A 25064-nucleotide genomic window follows, 5' to 3' on the forward strand; every position below is an offset into this window, starting at 1 on the left:
GTAGACCAGGATCATTGTTATCGGACATTGGGCCGTTTTTTCTGTTGCGGAGCGTTGCATGAACAATCGAATTGTCCCGGCGGCTGTATTGGCGCTTGTCCTCGGTTATTTGCCCAGCGCCCAGGCGGCGGAGTACACGGACGTCAACCGCACCGCCAGCCAGATCAGCTTTACCTATACGCAGTTGGGGCAGCGGGTGTATGGCACCTTCGGCGACTTTGAAGGCACGCTGGGCTTTGACACGCAAAAGCCCGAAACCGGCCATGCCTTGCTCAAGATCCAGCTGGCGAGTATCGATGCCGGCAGCCCCGATGCGAACGACGAGCTGCAACGGGCCTCCTGGTTCGATACCGCGACCTATCCGGTGGGCGTGTATGAGTCCACCGGCGTCACGGCCCTGGGGGATAACCGCTTCAACATCAGCGGCAACCTGACGATCAAGGGCACCACGCGCCCGGTGGCGGTCAACGTAGTGCTCAAGGAGCTGGATGGCATTGGCGTGTTCGACGGTGAGTTCATCCTCAAGCGCGGCGACTTCAGGATCGGTGAAGGCGAATGGGCCGGCAACAGCGTGGTGTCCGACGACATCAACATCAAGTTCAAGATGGTCGCGCCCCAGCGTTAGCGCGCGAACCGTTTGGCCCCGGCCACGCAGCCGATCACCGCAATCGTCACCAGCAGCATGCCCAGGCTGACCTGTTCATGCAGCAAGCCCGCTGCCAGCGCCAGGCCGAAGAAAGGTTGCAGCAGTTGCAACTGGCCGACAGCGGCAATGCCACCCTGGGCCAGGCCGCGGTACCAGAACACAAAGCCGATCAGCATGCTGAACAGCGACACATAGCCCAGGCTCAGCCAGGCCGGCAGGCTGATGCCGCTGACGCTTGACGGCGCCAGCACCAGGCTCAACGGCACCACCACCGGCAACGACACTACCAGCGCCCAGCAGATCACCTGCCAGCCGCCCAGGCTGCGTGACAATTTGGCGCCTTCGGCATACCCCAGGCCGCACACCAGCACTGCCAGCAGCATCAGCACGTCACCTGCCGGTGCGGCGCTCACGCCTTGGGCAAAGGCGTACCCCATCACCAGCGCACTGCCGAGGATCGAAAACAGCCAGAACACCGGGCGCGGACGCTCGCCGCCGCGCAGTACAGCAAACACGGCGGTCGCCAGCGGCAGCAGGCCGATAAAGACGATGGAGTGTGCGGAGGTCACGTATTGCAGCGCCAGCGCAGTGAGCAGGGGGAAACCGATCACCACGCCAAGGGCGACGATGGCCAGGGGCATCCATTGATGGCGCGCGGGGCGTTTTTCCTTGAACAGCCACAGCAAGGCCAGCCCCAGCAGGCCGGCAATGGCAGCGCGGATCAGGGTGAGGAACACCGGGTCGAATTCCATCACCGCCAGGCGCGTGGCCGGCAACGAGCCGCTGAAGATCACCACGCCGATGAAGCCGTTGATCCAGCCTTGAGTGCGGGTATCCAGGGTGCTGAGGGGAGAAGTACGTTCCATGAGGGGCGCCCGAAAAGGATGAGTTGCGTGGGAGGCATCCTAGGGTCGAAGATAAAGACAATCAAAAAATTGTCATGGATACATCGCTTATGCCCCGCGCCCGCTACAAGTCGTTGGTCGACAGCTTCGCCGAGGCCATTCGCTCAGGCAGCATGCCCCCCGGCACACGGCTGCCGACCCACCGCCAGTTGGCCGCCGAGCATGGCCTGGCGCTGGTCACCGCCAGCCGGGTGTACGCCGAGCTGGAGGCCATGGGTCTGGTCAGTGGCGAGACAGGCCGGGGCACCTTTGTGCGCGAAATCTCGCTGCCGCCGGGGCAGGGCAGCGGGCAGATGAGTGTGGCGGCGGGCATGCTCGATCTCAATTTCAACTACCCGTCCTTGCCGGGCCAGGCCGACTTGCTGCGCACCGCATTGCGCCAGTTGGCGCTGTCCGGCGACCTTGAAGCGCTGTTGCGTTACCAGCCCCACGCCGGACGCCTGCATGAGCGCGCCGCCGTCGCGCGGCATCTGTTGAGCCGAGGGCTGACGGTCGAGGCCGAACAGGTGCTGGTGGTCAGCGGCGCCCAGCACGGGTTGGCCGTGACCATGATGGCCTTGCTCAAGCCCGGTGATGTGATCGCCGTCGACGCCTTGACGTATTCGGGGTTCAAGGTGCTGGCCGAGACGCTGCACCTGGAGATCGTCGCCATCCCGGTCACCGCCGACGGTCCGGACCTGGATCACCTGCAAAGCCTGTGTCGCAAGCGCCCGGTGCGTGCCGTGTACAGCATGCCGACCCTGCATAACCCGTTGGGCTGGGTGCTGAGCCTGACGCAGCGTGAGCAGTTGGTGGCGATTGCCCGTCAGCACAACCTGATGATCATCGAGGATGCGGCCTACGCGTTCCTGGCCGAGGACGCGCCGCTGCCCGTGGCGAGATTGGCGCCGGAGCGCACGGTCTACGTGGGCGGGCTGTCCAAAAGTGTCGCGACCGGCCTGCGCGTCGGGTTTATCGCCGCGCCTTCGGATTGGGTGAAGGCCCTGGAGCGCACCATCATGGCCACCACCTGGAACGTACCGGGGGTGATGAGTGCGATTGCAGTCGCCTGGATAGAGGATGGCACGGTGGCGCAACTCGAAGCACACAAGCGCCAGGATGCGCGGGCGCGGCAAGCCTTGGCGGCGCAGGTGCTCAAGGGGGTGGCCTACACCAGCCACCCGTCATCGTATTTCTTGTGGCTGCCCCTGGCGGAAGAGGCCCGCGCCGATCAAGTCGCCATGACCTTGCAGCGCGACGGCATTTCCGTCTCCACCGCCGAGCCCTTCGCCGTTTCGGCCCACGTGCCCCACGCGTTGCGCCTGGCCTTGGGCTCGGTGGATATGCCGGCGCTGCGCGAGGCGTTGGTGAAGGTGCGCAAGGTGGTGCAGTGGTGAGCCCGATGGCTCACCGCTAGCCATCAGAATTTAAACGCCTGGCGACCGATCAGCAGCCAGTGGCCTTTCTGCTTCTGCCAGATCTGGAAGTTCTCGATTTCGGTCGGCACTTCTTTGCCACTGTTCACCGCCAGGGCGGAGAAGTGGTTGCGTACCAGGGCGGTATCGCCGCTCAAGGTGATGGTCTGTTTCTGCATTTCGAGGGTCTTGAAGCCGCTGCGTCCGGTCTCGATGTCGGCGATGAATTCCTGCTTGTTCTGGATCTTGCCGCTTGAGTGGCCGTAGGTGAGGTTCTCGGCGGTCAAGCTCTGGAGCTGCTTGAGGTCTTTATGCAGCATGGCCTGGGTGAGGTGGTCGACCGCTTGGGCGACGTCTTTGTCGGCGGCGGGGGCGGCGCTCACATACCCGCTGAACAGGCACAGAAAACCGATCAGCACTTTGACGTTTTGCATGGGTGTTTCCTTATTGTTGTTGGGGAGGTGTACGGGTAACACGTTACCGATTGTGTCGTCGTACAACATTGCAATAGTCGCAGGGGGTTTGGAAAGTAAAATTTAGAATATTTGAGCAGTGCCTTGGATTGTAAGGGTAGGATGAGATTTTCAATCTTGTACGATGTCTCATCACAGGTTAAAACTAGTCTCCCGTCTAACAATAAAATAACGGAGATACCTATAAATTTTCCCCCTTCGCCTGCCCGGCCCGAACACAGCCGCCGGGGCTTTCTCAAGCGATCCCTGGCGGTTTCCGCGTCGGTGGCGGTGCTGGGCAACCTGCCTCGCCTGGCAGACGCTGCCGAGCCGTTGAGTCAGCGTTATCCAGACCCGCTGATCAAGGTGCTCGACGACAGTTTCCTCGAGCTGCGCCTGTTCAATGCCAGCGTTGAGCGCCTGGCGACCGGCCTGCGCTGGGCCGAGGGGCCGGTGTGGATCGGCGATGGCCGCTACCTGCTGCTCAGTGATATCCCCAACAACCGCATCGTGCGTTGGGATGAGGTGACCGACAGCCTGTCGGTGTACCGCGAAAACGCCAACTTCTCCAACGGCATGTGCCGCGATCGTCAGGGTCGCCTGCTGGTGTGCGAAGGTTCGACCACCTCTGGCGAGGGGCGGCGTATTACCCGCACCGAGCATAACGGCCGCATCACCGTGCTGGCGGACAGCTTTGACGGCAAGCCCTTCAACTCGCCCAACGACATCGTGTGCAAGCGCGATGGTTCGGTGTGGTTCAGCGACCCGCCATTCCAGACCGGCAACAACTACGAAGGCCACAAGATCACCCCCACCCAACCCCATGGCGTGTACCGCATCGACGCTGAAAGCGGCAAGGTCACGCGGGTGATCGACGATCTCAACGGTCCCAACGGCCTGTGCTTTGCGCCGGATGAAAGGACCCTCTACGTGGTGGAAGGGCGGGCCAAGCCCAATCGGCTGATCTGGGCTATTGACGTCAAGGAAGACGGCACCCTGGGCGAGCGGCGCAAGCATATCGAAGGCTTTGAATACGCAGCGCTGGACGGCATCAAGTGCGACGAGAGCGGCAATCTCTGGTGCGGCTGGGGCGGCAATGGCGACCCCAAGGCCGACCTGGAGAAGCTCGACGGCGTGCGCGTATTCAATCCCCAGGGCAAGGCCATCGGGCATGTCTCGCTGCCGGAACGCTGCCCCAACCTGTGCTTTGGCGGCCGCGAAGGCAACCGCCTGTTCATGGCCGGCAGCCATTCGATCTACGCGTTGTTCGTCAATACCCGAGGGGCGGATTTCGCCTGATAGGCGCTGAAAAAGATCCACTGTCAGCGTCGGTTTACCGGCGTTCACAGTGGCCATTTAGCGCTATGCTGCGTGCTCCCGAAACATCAGAGCGTTACGCAAATGGACTTCGATTGGCACAGCGCCCCCATCACCCGCAGCACGCCTGTCACTTCACACTACAAAAACACCCAGAACGTACGCCGTTTCATGCGTGAGCACTGCGGCGCGGGGTTCAAGTTCGACCGGCCTTTCATGGCCTGGATTCGCAACCCAACACCCAAGACGATGGGCGACGTGGTGGATGAGTGGCAGCGTCGCAACGAGGACTCCCGAGCATGACACCGGATGAAAAATACCAGGCCGTGCAACAACGCCTTGGCTATCAATTGGATGAGTTCAAAGTCGGCGGCAACTACACGCCGCTGGTGCGCGACGGCAACCACCTGTACATCAGCGGGCAGATCCCTCGCGTCGGCGACACGATCATGCTGCCGGGTAAAGTCGGTGACACCTTGACCCTGGCCCAGGCACAAATCGCTGCCGGCATCAGTGCATTGCGCTGCCTGGGCCTGCTCAAGCAAGCGCTCGGTTCGCTGGACCGGATCAAGGCCATCCCGCGCATCACCGTGTATGTGCGCAGCGCCGAGGACTTCGATCAGCAGAGTGAAGTGGCCAACGGCGCGTCCGACCTGTTGCACGAGATCCTCGGCAGTGCCGGGGTGCATACGCGCACGTCGGTGGGGGTGATGCAGTTGCCGAAGTCGGCGGCGGTGGAGATCGACATGATCGCGGTCACGCACGACTGATGGTCAGCCAAGGCATGGTGGTACTGCTCAACTACGGCCTGCACCTGGCGCCGGGCGTGTTGCTGTTTGGCCTGTGGTTCGGGTTGATGCCCAAGTCGCTGCCGGCCATACGCATCCTGATACTGCTCGCGGCGTTCGTGCTGATGCGCGATGCGATGACGCCCTTGGGCATGTGGGCGCTCAGTGACGAGGTGCAAATCGCCTTCACCGCGAATACCTTTGTCTTGGCGGCGCTGGGCGGCCTATCGGTGCTGCTGGTCGTAGGGTTAGCCCAGGTGGCGCCGGAGTTGTGGCGCCTGGTGGTATGGACCAGGGGCCACCGCGCCCTGGGCCTGGCGGTCGGGCTTGCGGTCGGTTGCCTGATCGGTGTGCCGTTGCGGCTCTATCAAGGGATAGAGCCGCACGCGATCCCCGGCTACTGGGTGTGGCTGCCGGGCATGGTGGTGTTGGCCTATGGCGCCAATGCGCTGGAGGAAGTGTTGTTTCGCGGGTTTTTGCAGGGCTACCTGGAACAGCAGGTGACACCGCTGCGAGCGGCGCTGATCAGTGGCGTGGCGTTTGCCGCCTGCCATGCCTTCCTGGCCTTGAGCGTGACCCAACTGGGCTGGCCGGTGTTGCTGTTTACCCTGATCGAAGGGCTGGCCTGCGCGCTGGTGCGCATGCGTCATGGCGTGTTGGCTGCGACGGCCTGCCATGGCACGGTAATCCTGCTGATTGCCGTGCCCTATATGGCCTGACTTGAAATGCGGTTAGAACTGTGGGAGGGGGCTTGCTCCCGATTGCAGTGGGTCAGCCACAGATGCATCAACTGACACTCCCTCATCGGGAGCAAGCCCCCTCCCACACTTAACCGAGTACACCAGTCACAACTCCGGTCGGCTCGAAGACTGCAAAAGCCAGAGCAAAAGCAGACCGAGATCTACCTGATATATGCAGATCCAAATGTGGGAGGGGGCTTGCTCCCGATGGCAGTAGTTCAGCCACAGATGCATCAACTGACACTCCCTCATCGGGAGCAAGCCCCCTCCCACAGTTGAACGGCATTGAGCCAGTTAGTTTGTCGCCAGCGGCGGCGTGCGCGGCGGGATCAGGCGTTTGCTGCCGGTGGCTTCATACGCCGCCGCAAACCGCAGCAATGCCGAATCCTCATAGGCCCGCCCGGCAAAGGTCAGCCCGACCGGCATGCCGATATCCGCCATCACGCCCATGGGCACGGTAACGGTAGGCACGCCCAGATGGCGGATGGCGAGGTTGCCGTTGGCCACCCATATACCATTGCTCCACGCGATATCGGCACTGGCTTCGTTCACATCGGCATCCGCCGGGCCCACATCGGCCACGGTCGGGAACAGCACCGCGTCAAGGCCGAGGCCATCCATCCAGTCTTCCAGGTCGATCCGCCGGGTTTGCTCAAGGCCACGCAGGCCATCGGGGACGGTGCTGATCTCGTTCCATGGGGTGATGCCGCGCTCGGCCATGCGCACGTATTCGTCCATGCCGGCCGCGAGGTCGTCTTCACGGTTGGGCAAGGTGCCGGGGTCGTGGGGGAAGATCTTCGGCCCGTCCACATCGGCCAGGCGGTTCAGGGCCGGGTCGTTGTTGGCGCGCAGGAAATCATCGAAGGCCCAGGCCGACAGTTCCCACAGTTCATCGTGCAGGAATTCCCTGGACACCAGGCCACGGGTAAACACGGTCGGCGCGCCGGGGCGGTCGCCTTCGCAGTTGGACACCAGCGGGAAATCCACCTCGACGACTTCGGCGCCGGCGGCTTCCAACGCCCGGCGGGCGTCTTTCCATAAGTTGATCACGCTGGCACGGGTGTTGATCTTCTGCCCGGTCGGGCCGCCGATGCCGGGCTTTTCGCTGGTGCCGGCCTCGGGGTCGGCATTGATGTACATGCGCGGCACGCCGAAGCGTTTGCCGGCCAAGGCTTCAGTGTTGACCGCCAGTTCAGCGTAGGACGCCGGGCGCACCGAGGCGACGTCGGGGATCGGCACCCACGGCTGCAGGCGCCACAGGTCGCCACGGGTGTCCGGGTCGTCGGCCACCACCACGTCGAGTACTTCCAGCAAGTCGGCCATGGTGCGGGCGTAGGGCACCACCACGTCCATGGTCGGGGTCAACGGCCAGTTGCCGCGCACCGAAATCACCCCACGGGACGGGGTGTAGGCGCACAGGCCGTTGTTGGACGCCGGGCCACGGCCGCTGGACCAGGTTTCTTCCGCCAGGCCGAAGGCGGCAAAGCTGGCGGCGGTGGCGGTGCCGGCACCGTTGGATGAACCGGAGGCGAACGGCGCGGTGAGGTAGTCGGCGTTATACGGGCTTTCCGCGCGGCCATACACGCCGCGCTGCATGCCGCCATTGGCCATCGGCGGCATGTTGGTCTTGCCCAGGCAGATGGCGCCACCGGCGCGCAGGCGCTCGATGGTGAACGCATCGCGCTGGGCGACAAGGTTGGCGAACGCCGGACTGCCGGAGGCGGCTGTCAGCCCCTTGACCAGGTAGCTGTCCTTGGCGGTGTAGGGAATGCCATCCAGTGGCCCCAAGGTTGCGCCCTTGGCCCGGCGTGCATCGGAGGCCTCGGCTTCCTTCAGGGCGTCGGGGTTACGCACGACGACGGCGTTGAGTGCGGTAGCGGTCTGCGGGCCGTCGTAGGCATCGATCCGCGCAAGGTAAGCGTGCACCAGTTCAACGGCCGTGGTCTGGCCGGATTCGAGCGCCGCGCGCAATTGGGCAATGGAGACTTCGGTAACTTGCATGACGTTTTCTTCGCCGCCTTAAGTTGAGGTATGGCGGCAGTCTACGTACAGATATTTCACAAAACCAGTGCGGCATTTTCCCCATAGGCGGCACGCATCACCTGCCAGGTGGCGTCGTCCGCGGGAATCAGATGTTCGATGCGCAGGGAGGTGAGAGTGATGTCCTGGGGCATGCCAAAGGTGGTGAAGGTGGACAGGAAGCTCAGTTCGCCCCGACTGGAGTGCAGGCGGGTCACCACCAGCGGCGGCATTTCAGCGGGCGGCGCAGCGTGGGCGGGGGCGGGCAAGCTCGCCAGTAACGCGGCCAATACCGGATTGCCCAACGCCTCGCGGCTTGCCCGCTGCCAGGCCAGGGTGCGGATTTCTTCGGCGTTGATCAGGTGGTCGCCCAGGCCACCGGGTTGCAGCAGGGTGGTCAGCAGGTTCAGGCTTTCCATTGGCGGCTTGATCCCCACCAGCCCCAACAGCACACCAGTACTGGCATTCGCCGCCAGTACTTCCCAGTGGCTGCCGAGCAGGATCGCCGGGGCCGGGTTGTTGGCGTGCAGTACATGGCTGACCGCCTCGCGAATCGCAGCCATGGCCGGTGCGGCGAGCGGAGTAGCGGTGTAGCGGGGCGCGAAGCCGGCGGCGAGGAACACGCGGTTGCACTGCTCCAGCGGTGTTTCCAGTGCGGTTAGCAGGTGCTGCAACGTACCTGGGCTCGGCTTGGCGCGGCCGGTTTCGAGGCAACTGAGGTGGCGCTGGGAAACGCCGGTGATCAGGGCCAGGTCAAGTTGGCTCAGGCCAGCCTGTCGGCGTAGCTGGCGCAAGTGTTCGCCGGCAGTAGCGGGGGTATCCATGGCGTGACGATGACCTCCGAGGTCATTGCGAGGGGGGCAACCTTATCACTAGGGTGGGCCTCGATCACGTCAAGGAACAGACCATGCACAAACCTTATCTGGCACTCGCCGCTCTGCTGGGCTTTTCGCTGTACACCCTGTTCACGCTGCTCACGGCCGAGCAATCGTTGCTGGCCTTCGGACGAGAGTTGATATCGCGCCCGGACACCGCGCAGGTAGTAACCGACCTGTACCTGATGGCCGTGCTGGCCTGTGTGTGGATGTACCGGGATGCACGGTCGCGGGGACGGTCGCTGGCGTCGGTGCTGCCGTACTTCTTGCTGACGGCGGTGTTCGTCTCGGTGGGGCCGTTGCTCTACATCGTGCTGAAGGGATTTCGGGATGAATGAGCTGTTGAACATCTACGCCCTGTGCGTGCTGGTGCTGTGCCTGAAGATGTTTGGCATTCCCTGCTATCAGGGTTTTTTCCGGCTTCGCGGGCTGGCCTTCACCAACCGCGAAGATGCGGCGGTCTTCAAGCGTGCTGCACATCCCGTGGAGTTACCCCAGGTGAGTCGGGCGTCCAGGGCCTGGGCCAATGACCTGGAGAATATCCCGTTGTTCTTCGTGCTCGGCGGGTTGTGTGTGGCGCTGGGCACTGCCGGTGCGCCCACAGCCTGGTTGTTCGGCGGTTTCACCCTGGCGCGGATGGCCCATACGCTGATGTATCTGGCGGGATGGCAGCCGTGGCGCACCCTGGCGTATGGGCTGGGGGTGGCGTGCCTGTTCGGGCTGGGCGCGATGACGGGGTGCAGTGTGGCGGTCAATTACGACCTTTCGCTGTAGGAACCAGACCCCGTCCGATCCACCAACCGAATGCTATCCCGCCCGCCACGCTTGGACTCATACAGCGTGGTGTCCCCCTGTTCGATCAGCGCCGCGAGGCTGGCCGGCGGCTGGTCGAACAGGGTAGCGCCGATGCTCAGGGTCACCGGCGCGGGCGTGGCGAACGTCTGCGCGGCCAGTTGCTGAAACTGCTCGCGCAGGCTGCTGCCCAGTTCGACGATCTGCTCGGTCGAGGCCGGGTTGAGCAGGATCACAAACTCATCACCGCCCAAACGTGCAGCCAGCGCGCCTCGGGGCACGACTGCGCGAATCATCTCGCTCAAGGCGATCAGCACGCGGTCGCCGGCGGTATGGCCGTGGAGGTCGTTGACCGACTTGAAGTTGTCGATGTCGATCAGCAGCAGGGCGCCCGGTTGTTGCGCCGACACCTGGGCCAGCAGGCGCGGGGCGCGCAGGTCGAGGGCGCGACGGTTGTAGAGGGCGGTGAGCGGGTCGCGGGCGGCGAGGCGGGCGATCTGCTGTTCGCGACGGTAGCGTTCGGAACCGGTCATCGACAGCGCAATCAGCATGATCGCCATCGCGCCTTCCACCAGGGACACCTGGATGATCTCGCCCTTGAACGCCGCAAGGTCGATCAAGGTGCCGGGGATCATCACCGACAGCGCCTTGGCCACGTAGAAACTCCCGTGGACCAGCAGCACATAACGCAGTTGCACCGCGCCGATGCTCAATGACCGGCCGTGGGGCCGCAGCAGGAAACTCGCACGCAAGGTCGGCAGTGCCACAAGCAGCGACTGCACGCCGAGCATGGCCTTGGACCACGGCAGGTCGGTCGGCAACATCAGCATGCCCAGCCACACGGCCAGCATCAGCAGCCACAGTGGTGACAGGCGCACGTGGGTAAAGCGCGCGACACCGAGCAAAAACAGGATGTGCGCGCTCACCAGCAAGCCGTTGGCAAACCAGATGCCGATGAGCAAATAGCCATTGATGCGCAGCAGGGCCAGGGTGGAGCCGACGGTGATGGTGGCAAAACCGGCGCTCCAGAACAGCAGCGACGGTTCGCGCACGCTGCGCCATTCGATAGCCAGGTACAGGGCGGCAGCGGCGGCCAGGGCAACGGTGAGTGTCAAAATCGTGGGAGGGTCGAGCGTCATTTCGTGCCGGGTCTGCCTGGGTGTGCGTTTAGACCGGGATTGTAAGCGCACACGCAGGTTTTTCAGAGCACAAAGGATAATGGCATACAGCCATCCGATAATCGGCGGTCTAGACGCCTTTGGTCGACGGCAGCAGTATCGTCAGGATGCCCACCAGCGGCAGGAATGAGCACAGTGTGTAGACGTACTCAATGCCGTGGCTGTCGGCGAGCAGGCCGAGCAGCGCCGCGCCGATACCGCTGAAGCCGAACATCAGGCCGAAAAAGATCCCGGCGATCATGCCGACATTGCCCGGCACCAGTTCCTGGGCAAATACCACGATGGCCGAGAACGCCGAGGCGAGGACAAAACCGATCACCACGCTGAGCACGGCGGTCCAGAACAGGTCGACGTAGGGCAGGGCCAGGGTGAACGGCGCGGCGCCGAGGATCGAGAACCAGATGACTTTCTTGCGCCCGATCCTGTCGCCGATCGGCCCGCCCGCGAAGGTGCCCACGGCCACCGCCCCGAGGAACAGGAACAGGTACATCTGGGAACTCGATACCGACAGGTGGAATTTTTCAATCAGGTAAAACGTGAAGTAGCTGGTCAGGCTGGTCATGTAGAAGTATTTGGAGAACACCAGCACCGCCAGCACCACCAGGGCAAACGTCACGCGGCCTTTGGACAAGCCGTGGGTGGCTTTGCCGCCTTGCTTGAGCTTGAACAGGTTGAGGTGGTTGCGGTACCAGCGGCTCAAGCCATACAGCACCATAATCGCGAACACGGCAAACAGCCCGAACCAGGCGATGTTGCCCTGGCCATAGGGAATGATGATCGCCGCCGCGAGCAACGGCCCCAACGCGCTGCCGGCGTTGCCACCGACCTGGAAGGTCGATTGCGCCAGGCCGTAGCGCCCGCCGGAGGCCAGGCGCGCGACGCGCGAGGTTTCCGGGTGGAAGGTCGACGAGCCGACGCCCACCAGGGCTGCCGCCAGCAGGATTGCCGGGAAGCTGCCGACAAACGCCAGCATCAGGATGCCGGCCAGGGTGCAGACCATGCCTGCCGGCAGCAGCCACGGCTTGGGATGCCGGTCGGTGTGGTAGCCGATCCAGGGTTGCAGCAGGGACGCGGTCAGTTGGAAGGTCAGGGTGATCAGGCCGACCTGGGTAAAGCTCAGCCCGTAATTGGCCTTGAGCATCGGGTAGATCGACGGCAATACGGCCTGGATCAGGTCATTGATCAGGTGCGCCAGGGCACAGGCGCCGAGGATGCGCATGACTAACGGGCTTACTTGAGGCGGACTCGAGGTGGCGGCAGGTGATGCGGTCAAGGTCGACATGCAGGCATTCCATACAAGGCAGTGAACAGGGGCAGCAAGTACTTAAGCCGGCTGCCCATTTCAATTTGTTTCAGAGCTTATGCTAGATTCGGCAAAAATGCCTGTCTCGCGTAATTCGGGAGGCAACCATCGTAAAAAGGGCGAAATGATCAAATCACTGGATAAATTTTTGCAGGAGATCGATGAGGGCGACTGGGCTGTCATCAGTTCGGCCACCGATTATCCGGAAAACTGGGTGATACCCGAGCACAGCCACGAAAAGCATCAATTACTCTACGCCACCGAAGGCGTGATGGTAGTGCATTCGGCACACAACCAATGGACGGTGCCGCCCAATCGCGGCTTCTGGATGCCCTGCGGGCACGTGCACTCCCTGCGCTGCGTGGGCGCCCTGAAAATGCGCAGCGTGTTTGTACGCCCCGACAGCTTCCCCAACCTGCCGACCGAGACCAAGGCGGTGAGTATTTCGCCGTTGCTGAGCGAACTGATCAAGGCCTCCGTGAGCTTGAAACCGCCCTATGCCGAAGACTCCCGCGATGCGCGGATCATGCACCTGATCCTCGACGAACTCGCGCTGTTGCCGGCTTTGCCGCTGTCGCTGCCGCAGCCGGCCGACCCGCGAATCAACCAGATCTGCCTGGCGTGGCAGGATGACCCGGGCGATGCCTCCACCGTGGCGGATTGGAGCGAGCGCCTGGCGCTCGACCAGAAAACCATCCAGCGCCTGTTCCGCAAGGATACCGGCATGACCTTCGGCCAATGGCGCCAGCAGGCGCGGCTGCTGCTGGCATTGGAGCGTATCGCGGTGGGGCAGAAGATTATCGATGTGGCCCTGGAGCTGGGCTACGAAAGCCCCAGTGCGTTTACTAGCATGTTCAAGAAACAGTTTGGCAAGACCCCGAGTCATTTTTTCCGCTGACGTCGGCGCAGTAGTCGTCCAGCAAGCTGTTGAATGCGTCGATATCCAGCGGTCGGCTGAGGAAGTAGCCTTGGCCTTCCTCACACGCCACGCTTTTGAGCATGGCCAGGTGTTCAGCGGTTTCAATGCCTTCGGCCGTTACCGTCAGGGCAAGGGCACGGCCCAAGCCGACAATGGCTTGGATAATCGCCTTGTCATCCTCGCTTTCCTCCAGCCGGGTCAGGAAGCTGCGGTCGATTTTCAAGCCGTCGAACGGGAACGCACGCAGGTAGCTGAGGGACGAATAGCCGGTACCGAAGTCATCCATGGCAATGCGGATGCCCAGTTGCTTGAGCGTGCGCATCACCTCAAGTGCACCGACGGCGTCCTCGAGCATGACACTTTCGGTCATTTCCACCTCAAGGCGCGCAGCGTCGATACCCGAGGTGTCCAGGGCGTGGCGCACGCGCTCCACCAGATTGCCGCGCTTGAACTCGGTGGGTGACAGGTTCACCGAGACGAACAGCGTGTCCGGCCACTGCGCCGCGCACGCGCAAGCGGTTTCCAGTACCCAGTCACTCAGCGACAGAATCAACCCTGATTCTTCGGCAATCGGAATAAACGTGTCCGGGGCGATCAGCCCGCGTACCGGATGCTGCCAGCGCACCAGCGCTTCGGCCCCGACCATCTGCCCGTCGGCGATGCGATAGCGCGGCTGAAAGTGCAGGCGCAGTTCAGCGTGCTTGATCGCAAAGCGCAGATCGCTCTCCAGGCGCCGCCGTTCGATGATCCGCGTATTCATTTCCCCGGAGTAAAAGCGCCAGGTATTGCGCCCGGCCGCCTTGGCCTCATACAGCGCGATATCGGCGTAGCGCAGCAGTTCGGTGGCATCGCGGGCATCGGTGGGCGCGATGGCAATGCCGATACTGGCGCTGATAAACACCTCTTGTTCGTCGATTCTGATTGCCTGCTCGATGGACTCGATCAAGCGCAGGCACAGGCTTTCGACTTCCTCCTGGCTGCCGGCGTCGCTGATGATCAGCACAAACTCATCGCCGCCGATACGTGCCACCAGGTCACCGTGGCGCACGCAGGCGGCCAGGCGGCCGGACACTTGATTGAGCACCCGGTCACCGGCGGCGTGGCCGAGCAGGTCATTGACCGGCTTGAAGCGGTCCAGGTCGAGGCTGAGCATCACCAGCGGCTGCTCGGCGCTGGGCAGGGCCTTGAGTTTGCCGTCCAGAAACGCCTGCAGGCGTGTGCGGTTGGGCAGCCCGGTCAGGGCGTCGTGTTGAGACAGGTACTCGATGCGCCGACGTGCTTCGACTTCTTCAGTCACGTCGGTGGCCGTGCCGCGAAACCCGCCGCAGGGCATTTCCCGCGCCGACAGCCGGGTGGTGCGCTCCTGTCCCTGGGCATCTATATAGCGGCACTGCACACTGACGTCCACGCGCCGACCCGGGGTGCTCAGCCATTGCGACAGCAGGTCGGCTTCGGTGTCCAGCAGGTCGCTCATCGCGGCCCCGAGCCAGGCTTGCCGGGCCAGGCCGGTGACGTTTTCGAAACGTTCCGACAGGTAGGTAAAACGCCAACCGGCATCGATTTCCCAGACCCAGTCGGAACTCGCCTCCACCACATCGCGAAAGCGTGCTTCGCTGGTGGCCAGGGCGTTCTGGCTGTCCAGCAGTGAGGTGTGGCTGGCATCCAGGGCGAGGGCGGCGGCAGTGGCGCGGCGCAGAATCACCCAGGTCATCAGGCACACCAGCAGCGCGGCCAGCCCCAGCAGCGGCAAGCCTACGCTCATCAAGCGCAGGCCGGGTCGCGCAGGTTCCCAATGCAGGCTGCCGGCCGCGCCGTTATCGCCCAGAGGGAAAACCAGGGTCTTGCCGATGTCGTCGGGCGTGGCCACATGCAGCTTGCCCACGCCGAAGTCAGCGCCGATTGCACTCAGCTTGGCGCTGTTGAGGACGTCGACGAAGATCAACACCGAGGCAGGCCGGCCATCGGGCTCTACCGAGGGATCGGTGCCGGGCGTGATCGCGGCGGCGGCCACCAGTGCCGGGCTGCCGCGTACATTGATGAACGCCGTGACCGGTGTTTCGTTTTCAGCCCCGGCACGCGCCTGCTCGATAATCTCGGTCAAGGGTTGGTCGAGCCACTGCGAGAGCTCGATGTTTTGCAGCTCGCCCTTGATCACCGAGTAAACCGTTCGATTATCGTTGTTGACCACAAACAGGCCTTGGAAACCGAAGTCCTGATACAGCGTGGCGCCGACGTTGCCGCGCGCGTAGGCCCAATCGGTGTCCATCTTCATGTGCAGATGCTTGTAGGCATCGCTCCAGAAGGCGTAGTCCTTGACGGTCACCCGCAGGGATTTTTCCAGGGACTGCATGGCTTTGCGGGTATAGAACGCGCTTTCCTCCTGTTCGGAATGGTCCAGTTCGTGCGCAAGGTACACCAGGGAGTAGGCGGCGGCTGCAAAGACCAGGGCCAGCAACGCCACGAAATTGAACAGCGATGTACGTGCCAGCGACAGGCTGGTGCGATTGGAGAGCTTGCGCACAATGGGGGCGAGAGAGTTCGGCATATTTCCCGCAGGACGTCGCTGCAAGTAGGGGATATGCCTGGGTATCGGCTGTCTGGGCAAAATAATTAGCGCTTCAGCGCCGTGCGCCCCCGAGGGTTTGGCTTCACCGGAACGCTGTCGCCGTACTCGCTCCACTCCGGCATCTGCCCAGGTCGGCGGCCAGTGGGGGGAGCAAGCTCTTATCAAACTTAAAATGACTTACTAATTTGAAGGTTTAAAATTTCACCCTAACGTCTTGAGTCTTGCATAAGCAATTTCAGGCGACCGCATTCCGGTGGCGAGCGGGCTTGCCCCGCGTTGGGCTGCGTAGCAGCCCCAAAACCAGGCTCAGAGAAGTGTCTGATACACCGCATTCGTCTTCATCAGGGGCGCTTCGCACCCCAACGCGGGAGAAGCCCGCTCGCCACAACAGTCCTATCTGCTGGGCGTTCAGCGTTGAACCTATGCCCAGCGGGGCGCGTGAGGATTTATCGAGATCACTTCAAGTTGCTTTTAAAGAAACTGGTGAGCTTGGCGAAGGGGATCAGGTTGACCCGGTCGTAGAGGTCCACATGGCCGGCATTCGGGATGATCACCAGCTCCTTGGGCTCGGCGGCCCGGTTGTAGGCGTCTTCGCTGAACTCGCGGGAGTGCGCATCGGCACCGGCAATCAGCAACAGCGGGCGAGGCGAAATCGTCTCGATGTCGTTGAACGGGTAGAAGTTCATGAACTTCACGTTGCTGGTCAGCGTGGGCATGGTGGTGGTCTGCGGCGAGGCGCCGGCCGGTGTGACTTCGCCTCGCGGTGTGCGGTAGAAATCGAAAAACTCATCGCCAATCGGGTTGCCGGTCAGCTTGAGCGGCGTGCCGCTGGTGTAGAGGGTCTCGCCGCCCTGGAATTCCACGTAACGCTGGTTGGCCGCCTGCACCAGCACCTGCCGGCGTTGCTCCGCTGTCATGCCGTGCTTGAGGCCGTTGCGGTTGGCGGCGCCCATGTCGTACATGCTGACCGTGGCGATGGCCTTGAGGCGTGGGTCGATCTTGGCCGCCGCGATGGCAAAGCTGCCGCTGCCGCAGATGCCGATCACGCCGATGCGCTCACGATCGACCAGCGGCCGGGTGCCGAGGAAGTCCACGGCGGCGCTGAAGTCTTCGGCGTAGAGGTCGGGTAGCACCGCATTGCGCGGCTGGCCTGCGCTTTCGCCCCAGAACGACAGGTCCAGCGACAAGGTGACAAAGCCCTGTTCGGCCATTTTGGTGGCGTAGAGGTTGGCGCTCTGTTCTTTGACGGCCCCCATCGGGTGGCCGACGATCAGCGCGGCATTTTTCGAGGCCGGGGCGAGCTGTTTGGGCACGAACAGGTTGCCCGCCACCGGCATGCCGTATTGATTGTTGAAGGTGACTTTTTCGACGGTCACCTTGTCGCTTGTGTAGAAGTTGTTTGCACCGTTGGACATGTCGGCTCCCAGAGAAGAGAACGAAATCACCAGCAGACTCAGGGTGAGCAAGAGGCTTTTCATGGATGGATCCTTGAGAAGGGGGTCGGCACATTTTCCCGGCGTGGCCCAGGGTTCTGTAGTGCGTTCCACTGGATTACTTGCCTGATCCTCTGAGTCTGTCGGGTTGCCGGGGACGCAAGCGGGCCGGTCGGGGTAAAGTCCAGCGATCAGAGAAAAGGGCCCTTTATGAAGATCAATCAAACGCCCCTGGACGTGCTGGTCCACGCCATCGGCTCAAGGGGCTGCGTACCCGGCGACTACCCCATGCCCATCCCCGGCCTGGGCTTTTATCGGCGTGAGCAGCCCGCGACACCCGTGGTGTGCATGGTCGAGCCGAGCATCGTGCTGGTTGCCCAGGGTGAGAAGCGGTTGTGGGTCGGCGGCGAGGGGTACCCGTATGACACGGCACGATTCCTGGTCACGTCGCTGGATATACCGGCCAATTCTGAAGTGCTGGTGGCCAGCCCGACTCGCCCGTGCCTGGGCCTGACCTTCAAGCTGGACCTGCGCATCCTCGCCGAACTGATCGCCCAGGGGGCGTTGCCGCCAACGCGGGAGCGGGCGGTGATGAAAGGCGTGGGGATTGGTGTCGTGACCGGCGCCATGCTCGCGTCATTTGCGCGCCTGGTTGAATTGCTTGATGAGCCCGAAGCGATACCGGTGCTCGCGCCCTTGATCCAGCGCGAGATTCACTTCCGGCTGTTGCAGAGCGACCAGGCCGGCCGATTGCGCCAGATCTGTTCCGTGGACGGGCAGGGTTATCGGATTGCGCGGGCGATCGATTGGCTCAAGCTCAATTACGACGTGCCTCTGCGCGTGGAAGAACTGGCCGCGCGCGTGCAGATGAGCGCGGCGACCTTTCACCATCACTTTCGTCAACTCACGGCGATGAGCCCGTTGCAGTATCAGAAGTGGCTGCGCCTCAACGAGGCGCGGCGCTTGATGTTGAACGAGCACCGGGACGTGTCCAGCGCGGCGTTCAAGGTCGGCTATGAAAGCCCGTCGCAGTTCAGCCGCGAGTACAGCCGGTTGTTTGGCGTGCCGCCCAAGCGCGATATGGCCGCGCTGCGCGGCAAGGCGCCTGTCACTGATCCGCGGGCGTCAAGTTAGCGTAGAAGATGCAGCCGATCAGCCGCGCAAACAGGCTGAGGGTTTCCGGCAGGTTGGGGTCGTCAAACAGCATCGCCCGGGAATCCAGCGCGCACAGTGCGCCGAACAGGCGGCCGTCAGGCAGGAAGATCGGCGCGCCGGCATAGCTCTCAATGGCGTATTGCTTGACCACCGGGCGCGTGGCAAAGCGGCCATTGGCGCTGACCTGCGGGATAAACAGGGTCTGCGGGTTGATGCAGAACTCGCTGCACAGGGTGGTTTCCAGGTCGAGCACGTCATCGGCATGAATGCCCATGTCGAAGGGGTCGTGCGCTGAACAGACAATCCATTCCAGGTCAGTGAACTTGGCGATGCCGGCAAAGCGCATGCCCGTCAGGCGGGTGACCAATTGCAGGATGCTGGTGGTGGCTTCGATTTCGGCGATGGCAGCACGTTCGTCGGCGCTGAGTAACGCGTGTGCGGCGGTGAAGCTTGGAAGCATGGTTGAACACTCCACTGGCGTGGCGGCCCTTGCCGCCACACTTGGTCAGGTCTTAATTGATACGCGGATGCTGCTGCACCAGGTTCTGGCGCTTGGCTTCCAGTTCGGCAATCTCGGCATCGATGTCTTCGATTTTCTGCTCGATATTGTCGTGATGCTCCTGCAGCAATTCCTTCGCTTCTGCCATATCCGACGCCGCCGGTGCTGCGCCGCGCAGGGGTTTGTTGGCGGTTTCCTTCATGGTCAGGCCGGTGATCAGGCCGACCACCGCAAACACCATCAGGTAGTAGGCGGGCATGTACAGGTCGTTGGTGCTCTCCACCAGCCAGGCCACGACGGTGGGGGTGACACCGGCGATCAGTACCGACACGTTGAACGCACTGGCCAACGCGCTGTAGCGCAGGTGCGTGGGGAACATCGCCGGCAGTGTGGAGGCCATGACGCCGATGAAGAAGTTAAGCACGATGGCCAGGATCAGCAAGCCGGCGAAGATCAGGCCGATCTTGCCGCTGGTGATCAGCATGAATGCCGGAATGGATAGGAACAGCAGGCCGATGCTGCCGGCGATGATGAAGGGCTTGCGGCCGATCTTGTCGCTGACAAAACCGATGAACGGCTGCACGAACAACATGCCGACCATGATCGCGATGATGATCAGTACGCCGCTGTTTTCTTTGTAGTGCAGGTTATGCGACAGGTAGCTCGGCATGTAGGTGAGCAGCATGTAGTAGGTCACGTTGGTGGCCGCGACGATCCCGATGCAGGTCAGCAGGCTGCGCCAGTGCTTGGTGGCGATCTCCTTGAACGACACTCTCGGGCCATGGGTCAGGCCTTCGCGGTCTCCCTGTTCGAGCTTTTCGACATGCTGTTGGAACGCCGGGGTTTCTTCCAGCGCATGGCGCAGGTAGAGGCCGATCATGCCCAGGGGCAGGGCCAGGAAGAACGGCAGGCGCCAGCCCCAGGCCTCGAAGTCGGCTTCGCCCAGCACGCTCGAGATCAGCACCACGACGCCGGCACCGAGCACGAAACCGGCGATGGAGCCGAAGTCCAGCCAACTGCCGAGGAAGCCGCGCTTACGGTCCGGCGCATATTCGGCGACGAAGATCGAGGCGCCGGTGTATTCACCGCCCACCGAGAAGCCTTGGGCCATTTTGCACAGCAGTAACAGGATCGGCGCCCAGATGCCGATGGAGGCGTATCCGGGAATCAGGCCGATGGCGAAGGTGCTCAGCGACATGATCACAATGGTCGCGGCGAGGACTTTCTGGCGTCCGTATTTATCGCCCAGCGCGCCGAAGAACAGGCCGCCCAGGGGACGAATCAGGAACGGCACGGAGAAGGTACCCAGTGCCGCGATCATTTGTACGCTGGGGGAGGCGTCGGGGAAGAACACCTTGCCCAATACATAGGCGACAAACCCGTAGACACCAAAGTCGAACCATTCCATGGCGTTACCCAGTGCGGCGGCGGTGATCGCCTTGCGCATCTTGGCATCGTCGACAATGGTGATGTCTTTCAAACCGATGGGCTTGACGCTTTTCTTACGTAATTTCATGCGGACCACTCTAAAACAGAACAGGGGAGGTGCCATCGTTGCAATGGCACCGCTCTGTCAGTTCAGATACAAGCGGACATGAAATAATTCACCACTATTTTCGTTTTTTTGCTTGGGGCGCAATTTGCCCGCAATCGCCTGGGTTTTCGGGGTGAGCACCTACCCTGTGGCGAGCGGGCTTGCCACCGTTGTAAAGAGGACTTATCCCGATGCCCGTCACCGCCTCTCGTCTTGTCTACCGTCAACCACAACCCGGTGACGTACAGCGATTGTTCGCGATCTTCGGCGACCCGCAGACCAACCTCTTTAATCCTTCGGGACCCATGCCCAGTCTGTCCGCTGCCCAGCGCCTGCTCGACCAGTGGATCGCACAGTGGGCCACCCACGGCTATGGCTGGTGGGCAATTGCCCATCAGCAAGCCCCGGACTGCATCATCGGCTTCGGCGGTATTGCGCCGCTCAACTACCTCACGCAACCGCGCATCAACCTGGGCTACCGCTTCGCGGTGGAGGCCTGGGGGCAGGGCTACGCCACTGAGTTGGCACGCGATGCCCTGGCACTGGCGTTTGACACCCTCGGATTGCCGGAAGTGTTCGGCCTGGTACGCCCTGACCACGCGGCGTCGATCCGCGTGCTTGAGAAGGTCGGCATGCAGCCGTTCGGTGTGCTCGATGATGTGCCCGGCAAAGCGCCGAGCCGGGTCATGCGCGTTTGTCGTCCTACAACCTAGCCGCACCTGACACTTTTCGCACCCGCGTGATAGCCCACAAAAGCCGCAATCTTTCACATTGACAGCGGGTAGGTAGCCCGATATAAAAGCCACAGTTGTACGACGACATATGACGTTACATATGTCCTACCTAACAAAAATAAAAAGTGATGCCATGAACTTGATCGAGCCCATCAACGCCCACCGCGTTGGCCAAGCGGTAGGCAATTATCGCTGGACCATCTGCGCGATGTTGTTTTTCGCGACCACCGTCAACTACCTCGACCGTCAGGTGCTCAGCCTGCTCGCGCCGCAGTTGTCGACGCAATTTGGCTGGAGCAACACCGATTACGCCAATATCGCGGCGGTGTTCCAGTTTGTGTATGCGATCTCCATGCTGTTTGCCGGGCGGTTCGTCGACAAGATCGGCACCAAGGCGGCGTACGTGATCGCGATTGCGATCTGGTCTACCGGCGCCATCATGCATGCGTTCTCGGTGCCGATGGGCGAGGGCATAGCCGCGCTCAGCGGTGCGATCGGCCTGGCGGTGATACCGGTGTCCATCGCCGGCTTCATGCTGTCCCGGGCGGTGCTGGCGATTGGCGAGGCGGGTAACTTCCCGATTGCGATCAAGGCCACCGCCGAGTATTTCCCCAAGAAAGAACGCTCGCTGGCCACCGGGATCTTCAACTCCGGCGCCAACGTCGGCGCGATCCTGGCGCCGATCTGTGTGCCACTGATCGCCGGAATGTGGGGCTGGGAAGCGGCCTTTATGGTCATCGGCATGCTGGGCTTCGTGTGGGTCGCCGTGTGGTCGGCGGTGTATGAAAAGCCGGAGCAGCAAAAACGCTTGTCGGCCGAAGAGCTGGCCTATATCCGCAGCGACCAGAGCGTGCAGCCGTTGACGGCGGCCCCCGCAGGTGCGGCGGCGAAGAAAGTCTCGTGGTTCAAGTTGCTCACCTACCGCCAGACCTGGGCGTTTGCCTTTGGCAAGTTCATGACTGACGGCGTGTGGTGGTTCTTCCTGTTCTGGCTGCCCACCTACCTGTCGGCGCAATACGGCATGAAAGGCGCCGATATCGTCATGCCCCTGGCCGTGCTGTACAGCATGACCATGGTCGGCAGCATCGGCGGCGGCTGGTTCCCCAGCTACTTCATGGCCCGTGGCGATGCACCCTATGACGGCCGCATGAAAGCCATGCTGGTGATCGCGCTCTTCCCGTTGGTGGTGTTGCTGGCGCAACCGTTGGGCTACATCAGCTTCTGGGTGCCGGTATTGCTGATCGGCGTGGGTGCCTCGGCGCACCAGGCGTGGTCGTGCAACATCTTCACCACCGTGTCCGACATGTTCCCGCAGAAAACCGTGGCCTCGGTGGTCGGCATTGGCGGCATGGCCGGCGGTATCGGCGGCGTGGTGATGACCAAGATCGGCGGCTGGGTGTTCGACTACTACAAGTCCATCAATGACATTCACACCGGCTACATGATCATGTTCGCGATCTGCGCGCTGGCGTACCTGGTGGCCTGGAGCGTGATGAAGACGCTGGTGCCGCGCCACAAGGAAATCACTGACCTGTAAACCCAGACCTCACTACCTCTGTGGCGAGCGGGCTTGTCCCGCGTTGGGGTGCGAAGCGCCCCTAATAAAGACGAATGCGGTGCATCAGACACGCCTCTGCGCCTGGTTTTGGGGCTGCTGCGCAGCCCAACGCGGGACAAGCCCGCTCGCCACAGGTCCGTCGAATCACCCATAACGTTGTGTCGAGACCCATTCCTTCAAGCACCTTTTCTACAACGCGCGTGCCCAGGTCTGGCTGACCAGTTGCTTGCCTAAACTCAAGGTGGGCTCCTCTTCCGTCGGTCAGTGGCTGCTGTTGGGGTTCGGGCAGGCCGTCGCCCGAGGGTTCGTCAATATGATCCGAATCGCCATGACCACGCTGATCAGCACCGCGCCCAGGCCCGCGGCTTCCATGAGCGTGGGCCACCGCCCGTGAAACCACAGGCCGAGCAGGGTGGCGAAGAGTGATTCGAGGGCGATCAATTGGCCGCTCAGTACCATCGGCAGGCGTCGGGTCGCGGCGTTCCAGGCCCAGGCGCCGACCATGGTGGACATCACCGCGATCACCAGGCTCCAGGCATAGAGCGGGCCTGCCTGGGAAAGGCCGAAGCCGAGCGTCGGCAGCTTGAACACGCCAAGCTCATGGATGAACGGCAGCAGGCACAGGGTGGCGACACCGCTGCCCACCATCATCAGTGCGGTCCAAAGGCCGGTTGCCTGCGCCGCAAGGTGTGTCAGTTGCCGTTGGTTGATCACGCTGAACCACAACCAGAGGGCAACTGCACTCAGGGAAAAAAACAGCCCCGCCCACCAGGCGTTTGTATCCAATGAAGGTTGATGAACGCTGCTGATGTTCGACAGCAAGAGGCCCACCGTCAGGCATGACAAGGGGGCTGCCAGCCGGCGCCACGGCACGGTCCTGGTGCTGGCGTTACCCACCAGGGCCAACAACACCGGCACCGTGCCGACAAACGCCGGGGTCATGACCGGCCCGCCGAACATCACGCCTGCGGCGATGGACACGCCGTAGCCCAGGCACCCCAACGCCCCGAGCGCTGCGGCGAGGCATCGCTGGCCGGGCCCGAGCATGTGCAACTGTGCCCGGCATAGGATCACCCCCATGACACCCAATATGCCGGCGATCAGAAATCGCACGGCCATCAAGTCATAGAGGCTGTAGTCGCCGGTGACGTAGGGCGTGATGAAGTTCAACGCCCAGCCCAATGTCGCAACAACCGCGAGGAGCACGCCGACGGCGATAGAGGTCTGTGCAGCGTTCATCTGGGGTATCCATTCAGGTAATGGATCCATGGTGCCCAGTCGGGTGGGTGTGCTACAAACGAGTTCTCGGCCCTGGATGTATAACCTCAGATTATGAATACACTCGGCAAGACCCTACCGCCCCTGGCCAGTTTGTTGCCGTTTGAAGCGGCGGCACGCCTGGGCAGTTTTTCCAAGGCTGCCGATGAGCTGCACATCACCCAGGCCGCCATCAGCCGCCAGATTCGCGGGCTGGAAGACAACCTGGGCGTGAAGCTTTTCAGTCGGCGCAACCGAGCGGTGTTCCTGACCCAAGAGGGGCGGGAACTGGGCAGGGTGGTCGGCGAGGCGCTGCGCAGCATCAGTGAAAGTGCCGCCAGCCTGCGGGTGTCACCGCACAGTCATCGCGTGGTGCTGCTGTGCCAGTTGTGCGAAGCGTTTTATTGGCTGATGCCGCGCCTGTCGACGTTCCACCAGCAATACCCGCATATCGAAATCCAGGTGGTGACCTCCACCCGCCCCCTGACCGAGTTCACCGACCATTTCGACGTGGCCTTGCAAAGTACCGGGCGCGCAAGTGGCGCCCATCCGCTGATGTTCACCGCGGCTGACGAAGTGTTCCCGGTGTGCAGCCCCGGCTATCTGGGCACGAAACCACCGCTGTCGCTCGCGGGGTTGCAGGGGTGCACCTTGTTGCACCACAGCTCCCATCCTCCGCACTTGATGGAGTGGGACCGCTGGTTGCAGGTATTCGGCCAGGCCGTGGCCGGGGATACGCGTGGAGTCACCTTCGACAGTTACCCGCTGATGTTGCAGGCTGCGGTGGAGGGGCACGGTGTCGCCATGGGCTGGCGTCGTACCGCGACCAAGTTGATTGAAACGGGGGCGCTGGTCAGGCCCTGTACCGAGAGCGTGCATTTGCCGGAAGCCATTTCGGTGTATAGGCAGCAGGGAGGAGGCGGTCGAGCCGAGATCACGGCATTGCTCGACTGGCTGGAGGTGCAATTGCAGGATGAGGGCTGACAGGGGCGACACCGCC

At 62.5% G+C, this 25064-nt stretch carries 24 protein-coding genes; 13 read left to right on the forward strand and 11 right to left on the reverse strand.

What is annotated here, in order from left to right; all coding sequences use genetic code 11:
- The first annotated feature begins 58 nt into the window (after positions 1–58).
- Entirely contained in the window at positions 59–625 is a 567-nt protein-coding gene (locus ACHPFG_RS14195; protein WP_431703172.1) for a YceI family protein, read from the forward strand.
- On the opposite strand, the gene ACHPFG_RS14200 is transcribed toward ACHPFG_RS14195, so the two are convergent.
- Positions 622–1512: a DMT family transporter gene (locus tag ACHPFG_RS14200; RefSeq protein WP_431703174.1), complete on the reverse strand. Its 891-nt coding sequence runs from the start codon at positions 1510–1512 to the stop codon at positions 622–624. The genes ACHPFG_RS14195 and ACHPFG_RS14200 overlap by 4 nt on opposite strands.
- A gap of 89 nt (positions 1513–1601) precedes the next feature.
- Between ACHPFG_RS14200 and ACHPFG_RS14205 the strand changes: the two genes are divergently transcribed.
- On the forward strand, positions 1602–2927 hold the full coding sequence (locus ACHPFG_RS14205) for a PLP-dependent aminotransferase family protein (protein ID WP_431703176.1): 1326 nt from the start codon (positions 1602–1604) through the stop codon (positions 2925–2927).
- A gap of 23 nt (positions 2928–2950) precedes the next feature.
- Here the strand turns inward: ACHPFG_RS14205 and ACHPFG_RS14210 are convergent, their stop codons facing one another.
- Positions 2951–3379, reverse strand: a complete 429-nt coding sequence (locus ACHPFG_RS14210) for a nuclear transport factor 2 family protein (RefSeq protein WP_141155137.1) — start codon at positions 3377–3379, stop codon at positions 2951–2953.
- 222 nt (positions 3380–3601) lie between these two features.
- Between ACHPFG_RS14210 and ACHPFG_RS14215 the strand changes: the two genes are divergently transcribed.
- From ACHPFG_RS14215 to ACHPFG_RS14230, 4 genes are all read left to right on the forward strand, one after another.
- Complete coding sequence (locus ACHPFG_RS14215; RefSeq protein WP_431703473.1) at positions 3602–4696, forward strand: SMP-30/gluconolactonase/LRE family protein; 1095 nt, start codon at positions 3602–3604, stop codon at positions 4694–4696.
- A 102-nt stretch (positions 4697–4798) separates the two neighbouring features.
- The gene (locus tag ACHPFG_RS14220) at positions 4799–5017 is read left to right on the forward strand and encodes a DUF6434 domain-containing protein (protein ID WP_339542633.1); all 219 of its coding nucleotides are present in this window, start codon (positions 4799–4801) and stop codon (positions 5015–5017) included.
- A complete protein-coding gene (locus ACHPFG_RS14225) occupies positions 5014–5484 on the forward strand; it encodes a RidA family protein (RefSeq protein ID WP_431703179.1) in 471 nt (156 codons plus the stop codon). Before ACHPFG_RS14220 ends, ACHPFG_RS14225 begins: the two co-directional genes overlap by 4 nt.
- A complete protein-coding gene (locus ACHPFG_RS14230; protein WP_431703181.1) occupies positions 5484–6221 on the forward strand; it encodes a CPBP family glutamic-type intramembrane protease in 738 nt (245 codons plus the stop codon). Before ACHPFG_RS14225 ends, ACHPFG_RS14230 begins: the two co-directional genes overlap by 1 nt.
- Positions 6222–6536: 315 nt before the next feature.
- On the opposite strand, the gene ACHPFG_RS14235 is transcribed toward ACHPFG_RS14230, so the two are convergent.
- Complete coding sequence (locus ACHPFG_RS14235) at positions 6537–8243, reverse strand: amidase (protein ID WP_431703183.1); 1707 nt, start codon at positions 8241–8243, stop codon at positions 6537–6539.
- A gap of 56 nt (positions 8244–8299) precedes the next feature.
- Positions 8300–9085: a helix-turn-helix domain-containing protein gene (locus ACHPFG_RS14240; protein ID WP_431703185.1), complete on the reverse strand. Its 786-nt coding sequence runs from the start codon at positions 9083–9085 to the stop codon at positions 8300–8302.
- An 83-nt stretch (positions 9086–9168) separates the two neighbouring features.
- Here ACHPFG_RS14240 and ACHPFG_RS14245 point away from each other — a divergent pair, with 83 nt between their 5' ends.
- Both ACHPFG_RS14245 and ACHPFG_RS14250 read left to right on the forward strand, forming a co-directional pair.
- Positions 9169–9474, forward strand: a complete 306-nt coding sequence (locus ACHPFG_RS14245; RefSeq protein WP_145337582.1) for a DUF2834 domain-containing protein — start codon at positions 9169–9171, stop codon at positions 9472–9474.
- A complete protein-coding gene (locus ACHPFG_RS14250; RefSeq protein WP_431703187.1) occupies positions 9467–9910 on the forward strand; it encodes an MAPEG family protein in 444 nt (147 codons plus the stop codon). The genes ACHPFG_RS14245 and ACHPFG_RS14250 overlap by 8 nt, the downstream gene beginning before the upstream one ends.
- Here the strand turns inward: ACHPFG_RS14250 and ACHPFG_RS14255 are convergent.
- The gene (locus ACHPFG_RS14255) at positions 9892–11067 is read right to left on the reverse strand and encodes a GGDEF domain-containing protein (protein ID WP_431703189.1); all 1176 of its coding nucleotides are present in this window, start codon (positions 11065–11067) and stop codon (positions 9892–9894) included. The genes ACHPFG_RS14250 and ACHPFG_RS14255 overlap by 19 nt on opposite strands.
- Before the next feature lie 109 nt (positions 11068–11176).
- Positions 11177–12388 carry an MFS transporter gene (locus tag ACHPFG_RS14260; RefSeq protein WP_431703191.1) on the reverse strand — a complete coding sequence of 404 codons (1212 nt, stop codon included), beginning with the start codon at positions 12386–12388 and terminating at the stop codon, positions 11177–11179.
- A 97-nt stretch (positions 12389–12485) separates the two neighbouring features.
- On the opposite strand from ACHPFG_RS14260, the gene ACHPFG_RS14265 reads away from it, so the two are divergent.
- Entirely contained in the window at positions 12486–13307 is an 822-nt protein-coding gene (locus ACHPFG_RS14265; protein ID WP_167655851.1) for an AraC family transcriptional regulator, read from the forward strand.
- Here the strand turns inward: ACHPFG_RS14265 and ACHPFG_RS14270 are convergent.
- A complete protein-coding gene (locus ACHPFG_RS14270; RefSeq protein ID WP_431703194.1) occupies positions 13264–15873 on the reverse strand; it encodes a bifunctional diguanylate cyclase/phosphodiesterase in 2610 nt (869 codons plus the stop codon). The genes ACHPFG_RS14265 and ACHPFG_RS14270 overlap by 44 nt on opposite strands.
- A gap of 476 nt (positions 15874–16349) precedes the next feature.
- A complete protein-coding gene (locus tag ACHPFG_RS14275) occupies positions 16350–17372 on the reverse strand; it encodes an alpha/beta hydrolase (protein ID WP_145337586.1) in 1023 nt (340 codons plus the stop codon).
- A gap of 165 nt (positions 17373–17537) precedes the next feature.
- Here ACHPFG_RS14275 and ACHPFG_RS14280 point away from each other — a divergent pair, with 165 nt between their 5' ends.
- Positions 17538–18461, forward strand: a complete 924-nt coding sequence (locus ACHPFG_RS14280) for an AraC family transcriptional regulator (protein ID WP_431703196.1) — start codon at positions 17538–17540, stop codon at positions 18459–18461.
- Here the strand turns inward: ACHPFG_RS14280 and ACHPFG_RS14285 are convergent.
- Complete coding sequence (locus tag ACHPFG_RS14285; protein WP_431703198.1) at positions 18436–18942, reverse strand: GAF domain-containing protein; 507 nt, start codon at positions 18940–18942, stop codon at positions 18436–18438. The genes ACHPFG_RS14280 and ACHPFG_RS14285 overlap by 26 nt on opposite strands.
- Before the next feature lie 52 nt (positions 18943–18994).
- The gene (gene proP / locus ACHPFG_RS14290) at positions 18995–20497 is read right to left on the reverse strand and encodes a glycine betaine/L-proline transporter ProP (protein ID WP_431703200.1); all 1503 of its coding nucleotides are present in this window, start codon (positions 20495–20497) and stop codon (positions 18995–18997) included.
- Positions 20498–20706: 209 nt separating this feature from the next.
- Here proP and ACHPFG_RS14295 point away from each other — a divergent pair, with 209 nt between their 5' ends.
- Complete coding sequence (locus ACHPFG_RS14295) at positions 20707–21228, forward strand: GNAT family N-acetyltransferase (protein WP_431703202.1); 522 nt, start codon at positions 20707–20709, stop codon at positions 21226–21228.
- A gap of 154 nt (positions 21229–21382) precedes the next feature.
- Positions 21383–22786 (forward strand): MFS transporter, encoded by a 1404-nt coding sequence (locus ACHPFG_RS14300; protein WP_431703204.1) that lies wholly within the window; start codon positions 21383–21385, stop codon positions 22784–22786.
- 282 nt (positions 22787–23068) lie between these two features.
- Here ACHPFG_RS14300 and ACHPFG_RS14305 read toward each other — a convergent pair whose 3' ends face one another.
- Positions 23069–24046, reverse strand: a complete 978-nt coding sequence (locus tag ACHPFG_RS14305; RefSeq protein WP_431703206.1) for a DMT family transporter — start codon at positions 24044–24046, stop codon at positions 23069–23071.
- Between the two features lie 93 nt (positions 24047–24139).
- Here ACHPFG_RS14305 and ACHPFG_RS14310 point away from each other — a divergent pair, with 93 nt between their 5' ends.
- Positions 24140–25048, forward strand: a complete 909-nt coding sequence (locus tag ACHPFG_RS14310) for a LysR substrate-binding domain-containing protein (RefSeq protein ID WP_431703208.1) — start codon at positions 24140–24142, stop codon at positions 25046–25048.
- Positions 25049–25064: the final 16 nt, after the last annotated feature.

Source organism: Pseudomonas sp. BR20, from assembly GCF_050780135.1.
GTDB lineage: Bacteria > Pseudomonadota > Gammaproteobacteria > Pseudomonadales > Pseudomonadaceae > Aquipseudomonas.

Bases quoted from the DNA above. Each gene is read 5' to 3' on its own strand.
- ACHPFG_RS14265 (WP_167655851.1), top strand. From the start codon at position 12,486: ATGCCTGTCTCGCGTAATTCGGGAGGCAACCATCGTAAAAAGGGCGAA.
- ACHPFG_RS14195 (WP_431703172.1), top strand. From the start codon at position 59: ATGAACAATCGAATTGTCCCGGCGGCTGTATTGGCGCTTGTCCTCGGT.
- ACHPFG_RS14220 (WP_339542633.1), top strand. From the start codon at position 4,799: ATGGACTTCGATTGGCACAGCGCCCCCATCACCCGCAGCACGCCTGTC.
- ACHPFG_RS14240 (WP_431703185.1), bottom strand. From the start codon at position 9,085: ATGGATACCCCCGCTACTGCCGGCGAACACTTGCGCCAGCTACGCCGA.
- ACHPFG_RS14300 (WP_431703204.1), top strand. From the start codon at position 21,383: ATGAACTTGATCGAGCCCATCAACGCCCACCGCGTTGGCCAAGCGGTA.
- ACHPFG_RS14230 (WP_431703181.1), top strand. From the start codon at position 5,484: ATGGTCAGCCAAGGCATGGTGGTACTGCTCAACTACGGCCTGCACCTG.
- ACHPFG_RS14280 (WP_431703196.1), top strand. From the start codon at position 17,538: ATGAAGATCAATCAAACGCCCCTGGACGTGCTGGTCCACGCCATCGGC.
- proP (WP_431703200.1), bottom strand. From the start codon at position 20,497: ATGAAATTACGTAAGAAAAGCGTCAAGCCCATCGGTTTGAAAGACATC.
- ACHPFG_RS14255 (WP_431703189.1), bottom strand. From the start codon at position 11,067: ATGACGCTCGACCCTCCCACGATTTTGACACTCACCGTTGCCCTGGCC.
- ACHPFG_RS14235 (WP_431703183.1), bottom strand. From the start codon at position 8,243: ATGCAAGTTACCGAAGTCTCCATTGCCCAATTGCGCGCGGCGCTCGAA.
- ACHPFG_RS14285 (WP_431703198.1), bottom strand. From the start codon at position 18,942: ATGCTTCCAAGCTTCACCGCCGCACACGCGTTACTCAGCGCCGACGAA.
- ACHPFG_RS14225 (WP_431703179.1), top strand. From the start codon at position 5,014: ATGACACCGGATGAAAAATACCAGGCCGTGCAACAACGCCTTGGCTAT.
- ACHPFG_RS14270 (WP_431703194.1), bottom strand. From the start codon at position 15,873: ATGCCGAACTCTCTCGCCCCCATTGTGCGCAAGCTCTCCAATCGCACC.
- ACHPFG_RS14260 (WP_431703191.1), bottom strand. From the start codon at position 12,388: ATGTCGACCTTGACCGCATCACCTGCCGCCACCTCGAGTCCGCCTCAA.
- ACHPFG_RS14275 (WP_145337586.1), bottom strand. From the start codon at position 17,372: ATGAAAAGCCTCTTGCTCACCCTGAGTCTGCTGGTGATTTCGTTCTCT.
- ACHPFG_RS14295 (WP_431703202.1), top strand. From the start codon at position 20,707: ATGCCCGTCACCGCCTCTCGTCTTGTCTACCGTCAACCACAACCCGGT.
- ACHPFG_RS14305 (WP_431703206.1), bottom strand. From the start codon at position 24,046: ATGAACGCTGCACAGACCTCTATCGCCGTCGGCGTGCTCCTCGCGGTT.
- ACHPFG_RS14310 (WP_431703208.1), top strand. From the start codon at position 24,140: ATGAATACACTCGGCAAGACCCTACCGCCCCTGGCCAGTTTGTTGCCG.
- ACHPFG_RS14205 (WP_431703176.1), top strand. From the start codon at position 1,602: ATGCCCCGCGCCCGCTACAAGTCGTTGGTCGACAGCTTCGCCGAGGCC.
- ACHPFG_RS14245 (WP_145337582.1), top strand. From the start codon at position 9,169: ATGCACAAACCTTATCTGGCACTCGCCGCTCTGCTGGGCTTTTCGCTG.
- ACHPFG_RS14210 (WP_141155137.1), bottom strand. From the start codon at position 3,379: ATGCAAAACGTCAAAGTGCTGATCGGTTTTCTGTGCCTGTTCAGCGGG.
- ACHPFG_RS14200 (WP_431703174.1), bottom strand. From the start codon at position 1,512: ATGGAACGTACTTCTCCCCTCAGCACCCTGGATACCCGCACTCAAGGC.
- ACHPFG_RS14250 (WP_431703187.1), top strand. From the start codon at position 9,467: ATGAATGAGCTGTTGAACATCTACGCCCTGTGCGTGCTGGTGCTGTGC.